7 protein-coding genes are annotated in these 9250 nt (G+C 64.1%); 3 read left to right on the plus strand and 4 right to left on the minus strand.

Features of this window, described 5'->3' with window-relative positions; all coding sequences use genetic code 11:
* Positions 1-26 precede the first annotated feature (26 nt).
* Together ubiB and ubiE are read right to left on the minus strand one after the other, a co-directional pair.
* Complete coding sequence (ubiB, locus tag UP06_RS19545; protein ID WP_045004884.1) at positions 27-1601, minus strand: 2-polyprenylphenol 6-hydroxylase; 1575 nt, start codon at positions 1599-1601, stop codon at positions 27-29.
* Positions 1598-2359 (minus strand): bifunctional demethylmenaquinone methyltransferase/2-methoxy-6-polyprenyl-1,4-benzoquinol methylase UbiE, encoded by a 762-nt coding sequence (gene ubiE / locus UP06_RS19550; RefSeq protein ID WP_045004885.1) that lies wholly within the window; start codon positions 2357-2359, stop codon positions 1598-1600. The genes ubiB and ubiE overlap by 4 nt, the downstream gene beginning before the upstream one ends.
* Positions 2360-2440: 81 nt before the next feature.
* Here ubiE and mutM point away from each other — a divergent pair, with 81 nt between their 5' ends.
* Complete coding sequence (mutM, locus tag UP06_RS19555; RefSeq protein ID WP_045004886.1) at positions 2441-3322, plus strand: bifunctional DNA-formamidopyrimidine glycosylase/DNA-(apurinic or apyrimidinic site) lyase; 882 nt, start codon at positions 2441-2443, stop codon at positions 3320-3322.
* A 336-nt stretch (positions 3323-3658) separates the two neighbouring features.
* Here mutM and UP06_RS19565 read toward each other — a convergent pair whose 3' ends face one another.
* Positions 3659-4399, minus strand: coding sequence for a nucleotide-binding protein (locus tag UP06_RS19565; RefSeq protein WP_045004889.1), 741 nt, complete (start codon positions 4397-4399; stop codon positions 3659-3661).
* 240 nt (positions 4400-4639) lie between these two features.
* Here UP06_RS19565 and ggt point away from each other — a divergent pair, with 240 nt between their 5' ends.
* Both ggt and UP06_RS19575 read left to right on the plus strand, forming a co-directional pair.
* Positions 4640-6319 carry a gamma-glutamyltransferase gene (gene ggt / locus UP06_RS19570; RefSeq protein WP_045004890.1) on the plus strand — a complete coding sequence of 560 codons (1680 nt, stop codon included), beginning with the start codon at positions 4640-4642 and terminating at the stop codon, positions 6317-6319.
* 192 nt (positions 6320-6511) lie between these two features.
* Positions 6512-7687: a sensor histidine kinase gene (locus tag UP06_RS19575; protein WP_245305505.1), complete on the plus strand. Its 1176-nt coding sequence runs from the start codon at positions 6512-6514 to the stop codon at positions 7685-7687.
* A 70-nt stretch (positions 7688-7757) separates the two neighbouring features.
* Here UP06_RS19575 and UP06_RS19580 read toward each other — a convergent pair whose 3' ends face one another.
* Positions 7758-9119, minus strand: a complete 1362-nt coding sequence (locus tag UP06_RS19580) for a serine protease (protein ID WP_045005042.1) — start codon at positions 9117-9119, stop codon at positions 7758-7760.
* Positions 9120-9250 lie beyond the last annotated feature (131 nt).

The following is a 9250-nucleotide window of genomic DNA, read 5'->3' on the forward strand; positions in this document are numbered from 1 at the left end:
CTATCATTTTCGCGACAGCATTGCAATCACATGCGCAGCAGGACGATTAGAATGCCGATGGAGGCGGCAGCGATGACGCAGAGCGCGATCGTGCTCACACGGGCTTTCTTAGCTTCCTTGCGACCTAAGGCCTCGATCGTGTCCGGCGACAGAAAGTGACCCTCGCGAGTCATGTCTTCCATCTGCTCGAGCACGGTGACGGTACGGTTCGCGATCTCGGGTAGTTTCGAAAGCAGGTGACCCAGCACACCGGCGCCGGACATCGCGCCCTGGATACGGCCGATAGGTCCGAGATTGCGCTCGATCCATTCGCGCACCACGGGGTCGGCGACCTTCCAGATATCGAGCTTGGGATCGAAGCCGCGCGCCACGCCTTCGACCACCACCATGGTCTTCTGCAGCAGGATCAGCTCGGGCCGCGTCGTCATGTCGAACAGGCCGGTGACCTCGAGCAGCAGTGTCAGCAGCCGCGCCATCGAGATCTCCTCGGCGGTGCGGTTGTGGATCGGCTCGCCGATGGCGCGGATGGCTTGCGCGAAATTCTCGACCGAGTGATGCGCGGGCACGTAGCCTGCCTCGAAATGCACCTCGGCGACGCGGCGATAGTTGCGGGTGATGAAGCCCAGCAGGATTTCGGCGAGGAACCGCCGCTCCTTCATGCCGAGCCGGCCCATGATGCCGAAATCGACTGCGACGAGACGTCCGGCGTCATCCAGGAACAGGTTTCCGGGATGCATGTCGGCATGAAAGAAGCCGTCGCGCAGTGCGTGGCGGAGAAAACTCTGGATCACCTTGCGGCCGAGATCGGGCAGGTCGACCTGCGCCTCTGCCAGGCGCTTGTGATCGTTCAGCGCAATGCCGTCGATCCACTCCATCGTCAGCACGTTATGCGTGGTGCGGTCCCAGTCGACGGTCGGCACGCGGAAATCCGGATCGTCGCGCGTGTTCTCGGCCATCTCCGAGAGCGCCGCAGCCTCGAGCCGAAGGTCCATCTCCATCGCGACCGAGCGCGACATGGTGTTGATGACTTCGATCAGGCGCAAACGCCGCGCCTCGCTCGAATAGGTCTCGGCCTTGTGTGCGACGTAGAAGAAATCGGAGAGGTCGCGACGGAATCGCGAGGCCACGTTCGGTCGCAGTACCTTGACCGCGACCGCCTTGCGGGCGCCGTCGTGCAAGACTTCACCGCGATGCACCTGTGCGATCGAGGCTGCCGCAACCGGCGGGCCGAGGCTCGCGAACACGTCCGTCAGCGGACGCTCCAGCGAGGTTGCGATCGCAGCTTCCGCTTCTGCTTGCGAAAACGGCGGCAAGCGATCCTGGAGGCTTTCCAGATCGCGCGCCATGATAACGCCGACGACGTCGGGACGCGTGGCGAGGAACTGCCCGAGCTTGAGATAGGCCGGGCCCATCCGGGTCAGCGCGCGCGACATCCGGGGCCCATCTTTAGGGCCGCGCCGTTCGACGATACGCGCAAGCTTTAGCGCAAGCTGCCCGGGCGGCGGCACCAGGCTCGGATCGACGGAGCCGAACACGCCTTCGCGCGCAAATACGAACGCGGCGCGCATCAGGCGCGAAATGTGGGTAATGGCAGAGATCACAAACGCCAGCCCGAATGCAGTGCGACGATGCCGCCGGTCAGTGTCTGCCAGCCGACGCGGGCGAAGCCGGCGTCGCGGATCATGTCGGCAAAGGCGTTGGGCTTCGGAAACTTGCGGATCGATTCGACCAGATATTGATAGGATTCGGCATCGCCCGTGACCATGCGGCCGAGCGGCGGGATCACCTTGAACGAGAACAGGTCATAGAGCTTGTCGAGGCCGGGCATCTCGACGGTCGAGAATTCCAGGCACAGGAAGCGGCTGCCGGGCTTGAGCACACGATAGGCCTCGTGCAGCGCCAGATCGATCTGCGGCACATTGCGAATGCCGAAAGCGATCGTATATGCGTCAAAGCTGCGGTCGGCGAAGGCGAGCGCCTCGGCATTGCCTTCGACGAAATCGACCTGGGTCTCGAGATGCCGCTTCGCGGCGCGCTCGCGGCCTACCGCCAGCATTCCGGAATTGATGTCGCAGACGGTAGCATGGAAGCCGGGACCTGCCGCCTTGGCAGCCCGGAACGAGATGTCGCCGGTGCCGCCGGCGACGTCCAGCAGCGCGAATGGCCGGTCGCCCTTGGGCGGGGCGAGCGCGTTGATCATGATGTCCTTCCAGACCCGGTGCAGGCCACCGGACATCAAATCGTTCATCAAATCATAGCGCGAAGCCACGCTGTGAAACACATCGTTCACCAGCGTCTGCTTGTCCCCCAGGGGAACGTCTTTGAAGCCAAAATGCGTGGTTTCGCCCGGCCGATCCATTACTCTACTCCACGACGCGGACCATAGCGCGCCCGCCGCAATGGCGCTATCACACCGCCCTCATAAGGTGAATGCCTGACCATGCCTGAATTGCCTGAAGTCGAGACCGTCCGCCGCGGCCTTCAGCCCGTCATGGAGGGTGCGAAAATCCTCGTTGCGGAGGCCCGCAGGCCTGATCTGCGCTTTCCCTTTCAGCCTGATTTCGTGGCCCGGCTCCAGGGCCAGGTCGTCACCGGGCTCGGCCGCCGTGCAAAATATCTCATGGCCGATCTCGCCTCCGGCGACGTGCTCTTGATGCATCTGGGCATGTCGGGCTCGTTCCGCGTCATCAAGCCTGACAACGACGCGGCGCCCGGCGAGTTTCACTACCCGAAGGGGAAGGACTCCACGCACGACCACGTGCTGTTTCGGATGTCCTCGGGTGCCGACATCGTCTTCAACGATCCACGCCGCTTCGGTTACATGAAAGTGATCGCGCGCAGCGCGCTCGATGAGGAGCCGCTGCTGCGCGGGCTCGGCCCCGAGCCGCTCGGCAACGAGTTCGACGCCGCCATGCTGGCGCAGTCCTGCGAAGGCAAGACCACGAGCCTGAAGGCCGCGCTGCTCGACCAGCGCGTGGTCGCCGGGCTCGGCAACATCTATGTCTGCGAAGCCCTGCATCGCTCGCATCTGTCGCCGCGCCGGATCGCTGCGACGCTGTCAACGAAGAAGAGCGAGCCGACCGATCACGCCAAGCGATTGGTCGGCGCGATCCACACCGTGCTGAACGACGCCATCAAGGCCGGCGGCTCCTCGCTGCGCGATCATCGCCAGACCTCAGGTGAGCTCGGCTATTTCCAGCACTCGTTCAAGGTCTATGACCGCGAAGGCGAGGCCTGCAAGACACCGCGCTGCGGCGGCATCGTGAAGCGCTTCACCCAGAACGGCCGGTCGACGTTCTGGTGTCCGAAATGTCAGAAGTGACGTCGCTCCGTAGCCCGGATGGAGCGTAGCGAAATCCGGGACCTTCGCGACGAATGCAGTTGCCCCGGATTGCGCTACGCTCCATCCGGGCTACGAAAGCCGACGCGCAGTCGTTTGGCCTGACAGGTCAGATGTCTACGCGCCGTCGCCGAGGTGCCTTGGGCGGGAGCGGTTCTACTGTGCATGGGGTTGTTTTCGTCATTTTGTTCGACGACGGGTCCGCCACCTCCGAAAACGCGAAGCGAAGCAATCCGGCCGGGCTGGTGGCCGGATTGCTTCGTCGCTGGGCCCTTCCGGATGGTGAAGGGCCTACTGTCGTCTGAGCGATCGCCCCGCTCAGGACGCCAGGGTCTTGGTCTCGTCCGACGCGCGTTCGGCGGCGAGGTGCAACATGCCGTCGGCGGCCGAGATGACCTGGTCGATCAGCACATTGGTCGCGGAGATGTTGAGCCGGGTCTCGATCCAGTGCCAGAGGCCGCGGATTTCCTCGGTCGACTTGCCGTTGGGTGCGAATTCGCTGACCGCGAGGCCGTTGGCGAGCGAGTCCTGGTGATCATTGCGCATCACGATCAGCGGACGCGCGAGCACCTCGGAGAGATCGAGCGCGGCCTCCTCGGCGAGCGTGTTGGCCGCGTTGTCGATGCGCTGGCCGCGGATCGGCGTCTGGTTCAGCACGAAGCTGTAGGGCCGCTTCCAGGCGCGCGCGACGCTGAGGGTGGAGACGGTGGCCTCGATGTCGGCGACGCTCGGGCGGGCCGGGATCAGGCAGAGGTCGGAATGGCGGATCGCGGCGGTGGTCGCGGCGCTGAGGCCGGCGGCGGTATCGACGATCGCGAGCTGGAGGCCGCTCTCGGCCAGCATCTTCAGCCGCGGCTCGATATCGGCAGCGTGATAGATCGGCTCGACCACGAGATCCTCGGTGGTGCGGCGGCGCTGCCAGTTGGACAGGGTGCCCTGCGGGTCGGTCTCGATCAGGCGGACGGTGAAGCCAGCCTGCTTGGCTGCCAGCGCGAGGCCGATGGCGAGCGTGCTCTTGCCGCTGCCACCCTTTTGGGTGGCCAGTACGATCGTGTGCATTTGAAGATAAATCCTTTGGAGTGCTCGGGTCAGGAAAACGCCACGCGAACGTGCATCAATGGGGATGCTGAGCTCTTCTCGCTCAGGACGTGCCGGCCCGATCCAAAGGGGGATCGCGGATGTCCGAATCAGCAGTAACGATGATGGCAGAATCAGGAATGCCAGCTAATCCGTACCATTACTGGACCCGTAATCGTGCGTGTGATGTGCTCGCCGCCGTGAATAAGAGGGACAGGCGGCATGAGCGGAAATTGGCGCGACCAGACGGCGACGACCTTTGAGTGCCAGAAAATGCCGGCGGTCTCGAGCCGCGGCATGGTGGTCAGCAACCATCCGCTGGCCTCCAGCGCCGGCGCCGAGATGCTGGCGGCCGGCGGCAACGCCATTGATGCTGCGATCGCGACCCTGTTCACGCTGACCGTGGTCGAGCCGATGATGGTCGGCATCATCGGCGGCGGCATGGCGCATATCCGGCTGGCCGACGGCAGCCATCGCTTCATCGACGGCCAGAGCACCGTGCCCGCGGCGGTGCGCGACACCACCTACACGTCGAAGCCGGGCTCGGCGCACGACGTGTTCGACACCGTCGGCAATGAGAATCTCACCGGTCCGAAGGCGGTTGCCACGCCGGGCTCGCTGAAAGCCTGGTGCGAGACGCTGGGCCGGTTTGGCACCATGAGCCTCGCCGATGTCATGCAGCCCGCGATCAAGCATGCCGCCCGCGGCTATGCGGCGACGCCGTATTTGCACGAATGCATCAGCGAGAGCGCCGCCGAGATGCGCAAGGACAAGCCGATCGCGGCGATCTATTTGCCGAGCGGCGCGCCGCTGAAGGTCGGCGAGCGCGTGGTGCAGGCCGAATATGCGGAGACTTTGCGATATATCGCCGACCACGGCGAGAAGGCGCTCTACGAGGGGCCGCTCGGCGACATCCTCGTCGACTACATGGAGAAGACTGGCGGCTTCATCCGCCGCAACGATCTCATGAACTACAAGACCGTCGAACGGCAACCGATCCGCGCCGACTATCGCGGCTGGACCATCCTTGGGCCGCCGCCGCCCGCGGCCTCAGGCGTGCATATCGCGCAGATGCTGAACATTCTGGAGGGTTACGACATCGGCGGCCTCGGCTTCGGCACGCCGGAGACCATTCACTATCTCGCCGAAGTCCTGAAGATCGCCTTTGCCGATCGCGCCGCGGCCAGCGGCGATCCGGACTACGTCGGCGTGCCCGTGGAGCGGTTGACGTCGAAGGCCTATGCCGAGGAACGTCGCCGCGCAATCGATCCGGCGCGGGCGCAGGCCTGGAGCGCCGGCGTGTCGCCGCTCGAAGGCGCGCATACCACGCACATGACGGCGGCGGACTCTTTTGGAAACGTGGTCGCGACCACGCAGACCATCAACAATCTCTTCGGCGCGAAGATCATGATCCCGGGCCTTGGCGCCATCGCCAACAATTACATGAACCTGTTCGATCCGCGCCCCGGCCACGCACTCTCGTTGGCGCCGGGCAAGCGCGTCACCACCTCGATGTCGCCGATGATGGCGCTGCGCGACGGCAAGCTGCGCTATGCGCTTGGGCTGCCCGGCGGCAAGCGCATCTTCCCGAGCGCGATGCAGGCGCTGGTCAATCTGATCGACCACGGCATGAGCTTGCAGGAGGCGGTCGAGGCGCCGCGGGTCTGGACCGAGGGCAATGCGCTCGAGGTCGAGCAGAAGGTGCCCGAGGCTGTGCGCACAAAGCTCGCGAGCCTGGGCCACAAGGTCCAGCCCGTTGCGACGGTTGCCGGCGGCATGAATGCGATTGCCTTCCACGACGACGGGAGCATGACCGGCGCTGCCTGCTGGCGCGCCGACGGCACACCGGTCGGGATTTCGGGCGGCCTCGCGCGCAGCGGTGTCAGGTTCAGGTTGAGTTAGCCGTGTCTTCATGAACACGCCGCGTCCGCTTTTCGCGGATGCGGCAGAAATCGTCCAATCGCCCGTAGATGTCGCCTTTGATCTGAAGCGGACGCAAATCCTATATTTGGCAGTTTCTGAACCTCCGCGGCAGTGTTCGCTTGCGTTCGCGGCTGCGAGGCAGATGCCGCATGGTTGTCCCGATCGACGTGGATGACGACACAAGTCGGGCACTGTAAGCTGCGCAACTCTGGCGGCAGGCTTGTCGACCAGCGGAGTAAGGTTGCGCGTATGGGAAGGGATTTGATCGGCGACTTCTTGGCCGGGGGCGGCGAATTGGGCGCTTTGACGCGCGCGCTCGACTGGTCGAAGACGTCCGTTGGTTCCCCGGAAACCTGGCCCCAAAGTCTTCGGGTTACGGTTCGACTTGTTCTGACCTCGCGCCACCCGATGTTCATTTGGTGGGGACCAGACCTCATCCAGTTCTATAACGATGCGTATCGGGAGACGATGGGCCCCGAAAGGCATCCAAGCGCACTGGGAGCACAGGGCCGCGAGTGTTGGGCTGAGATCTGGGACATCATCGGCCCTCAGATCGAGTACGTCATGTCCGGCAAGGGGGCGACCTGGAATGAAGACCAGCTTGTGCCGGTTACGCGTCACGGTCGTCGCGAGGACGTCTGGTGGACGTACAGCTTTGGCCCGATCGATCTTGAAGGCGAGGTGGGTGGCGTGCTTGTGGTCTGCAAGGACGTCACGTCCGAGCATATGGCAAGGGAAGCGCTGGGCCTCATCAACGAGGAGCTGAAGCACCGCGTCAAGAACACGCTTGCAGTCCTGAGCGCGGTAGCTGCGCAGACATTTCGCGATCCAACCAGCAAAGCCGATCTCGAAAAGTACCAGGCACGGCTCGGCGCGTTTGGACGAGCGCAGGACCTGCTGACCGCATCAAATTGGGCGGCCGCGCCACTCCACGATGTGATCGGCACGGCACTGGCACCTTACCGGACAGGCGAGGGCCGCTTCACGGTCTCGGGTCCCCCGCTTGTTGTGAAATCGCGACAAGCGCTTGCTCTGTCACTGGCGCTCCACGAACTCGCGACCAACGCCTTGAAGTACGGCGCTCTGACCGCGGCGCGTGGTCGCGTGTCGATTGCATGGACATGCGAGGATCGGGACGGTGAGCCGAAGTTCGTTTTCGTCTGGCAGGAATTTGGCGGTCCAACGGCGTCGACGCCCACCCGCGTCGGCTTTGGTTCACGCCTCATTTCGCGGGTGTTGGAAGACGATTTCAAAGGTTCCGTGGATGTTACCTATGAGTCGACGGGTCTCGTTTGCCGCCTGATGGCCCCCCTCGAAAATCTGGCAAGTTCTCCAAAAAGCACGTGAGAAGCGACGTGTTCGGCGGAGCGGCGTTTCCTGCGAACTGCGTCCGGGATACGGGCGCAAGCGTCGCGGGTTACTTCCGCACGCAGATCACACGAACGACGCTAGCTTTCGCATCCGTCGAACTGCCGTTCGCGGTGATGCCGTTCGCCTTCAGAAAATCGCGCACCGTCTCCGCAGAGACCATCGCGGCCTGTGATGCCGGCACCGCTGTTGCAGGTCCTGCAACCATGACCGGCTTCAACAGCGCGATCCCTGCGAACTTGCCGTCGCCATCGATCGCCGGGCTGCCGGAAAATCCAACCGCCGGCGGCGGTGACAGCGCGGCATCGCCGCCGCCGGCCGATGCCAGCGCGGCCTTGACACTCGACGCACCGGCCGCGCCGCCCTGGCTCTGCGGATCCGTAATGCCGATGACATCGACATTCGTCTTCGCCGTACCGCTCGTGAGGCTGAGCGGCTTGAGGCCACGCGCGCCGTAGATATGCAGCAGCGCGAGATCGTGCTCCTTGTCCTCGGCGAGACGATCCGCATTGCCATAGCCGCCGATCGTGATGGCGAGGCAAGCGTCGCTGACGAGGCGATCGGTGATAATCGCGCCGTCGTCACTGACGACGATGCCGGTGCCGTATTCGACGGTCTTGCGCGGCGGCGGTCCGGCTTGTGGACCTGACGGGAATGCGTTGAACGCGCTCGACATCGCGATCACGACCGGCTCGACGGTGTTCTCGGTGGCCTGGTCGTAGAGGATCGTCATGATGCGGACTTCATCGCCCTTGAATGTGCCGCGCACGTAAAATTTCTTCAGGCCCTGGAGTCCCGACAGCACGAAGAAGTCGGGCTTCACCACGGTGTAGTCGACCTTGCGTCCGCCCGGCTCCTTCTTCTCGGTTTCCGCGAGCTTTGCCGTGGTCGGGTTTGCTTCCTTGCGGCGGCTGAGCAGCACCTGCACCGTTCCGGTGGGCGAGGTCCATTTCGAGCCGTTGGCGTCGGTCGCCTGCTGCGGCACCAGCTTGCCGGGGATGCCGAGCCGCGCGCCGCTGGTCGGCTCCATCACGATCTTCCAGCCGACATTGTCCTGCTTCCGTCGCGCGGTCTCGGTGAGTGCGGCGCGTTCCTGCGGATTGAGCACACCGGTCGGCTTGCCGCCCTTGGCCTTCTGATACTCCTTGATCGCGTCGACCATACGCGCGCTGAGGTCGCCGGTGATGGCGCCGTTATATTCGCCGACCCAGGCGAGATCAGATTGCAGCGACAGCCGCTCGGCCTGCGCCATGGCGTCCGCGGTCTCGGACGGCGTCTGCAAGGCTGGTGGACGGATCGGGACGGTCTGGACCACCTTCGGCTTGGAGCCGGGGATCTGCGGTGCCGTCATCTGGGCGTTCGCGCCTGTGGCAGCCGCGAACATCAGTGTTGCCGCAAGCATCGATCTCATGACAAATCCAGCCAGCCCATTGAACGTGCTGCCATTGAAGCACATCTCGTTGGTCGCGACCAATGTTGGGGCGGTTCAGGAGAAGAGAAGTTGCTGAGCCCGGACGAACTCGAACGCTATGCCCGCCATAT

Origin of the sequence: Bradyrhizobium sp. LTSP857, from assembly GCF_000938285.1 — a bacterium.
Lineage (GTDB): Bacteria > Pseudomonadota > Alphaproteobacteria > Rhizobiales > Xanthobacteraceae > Bradyrhizobium.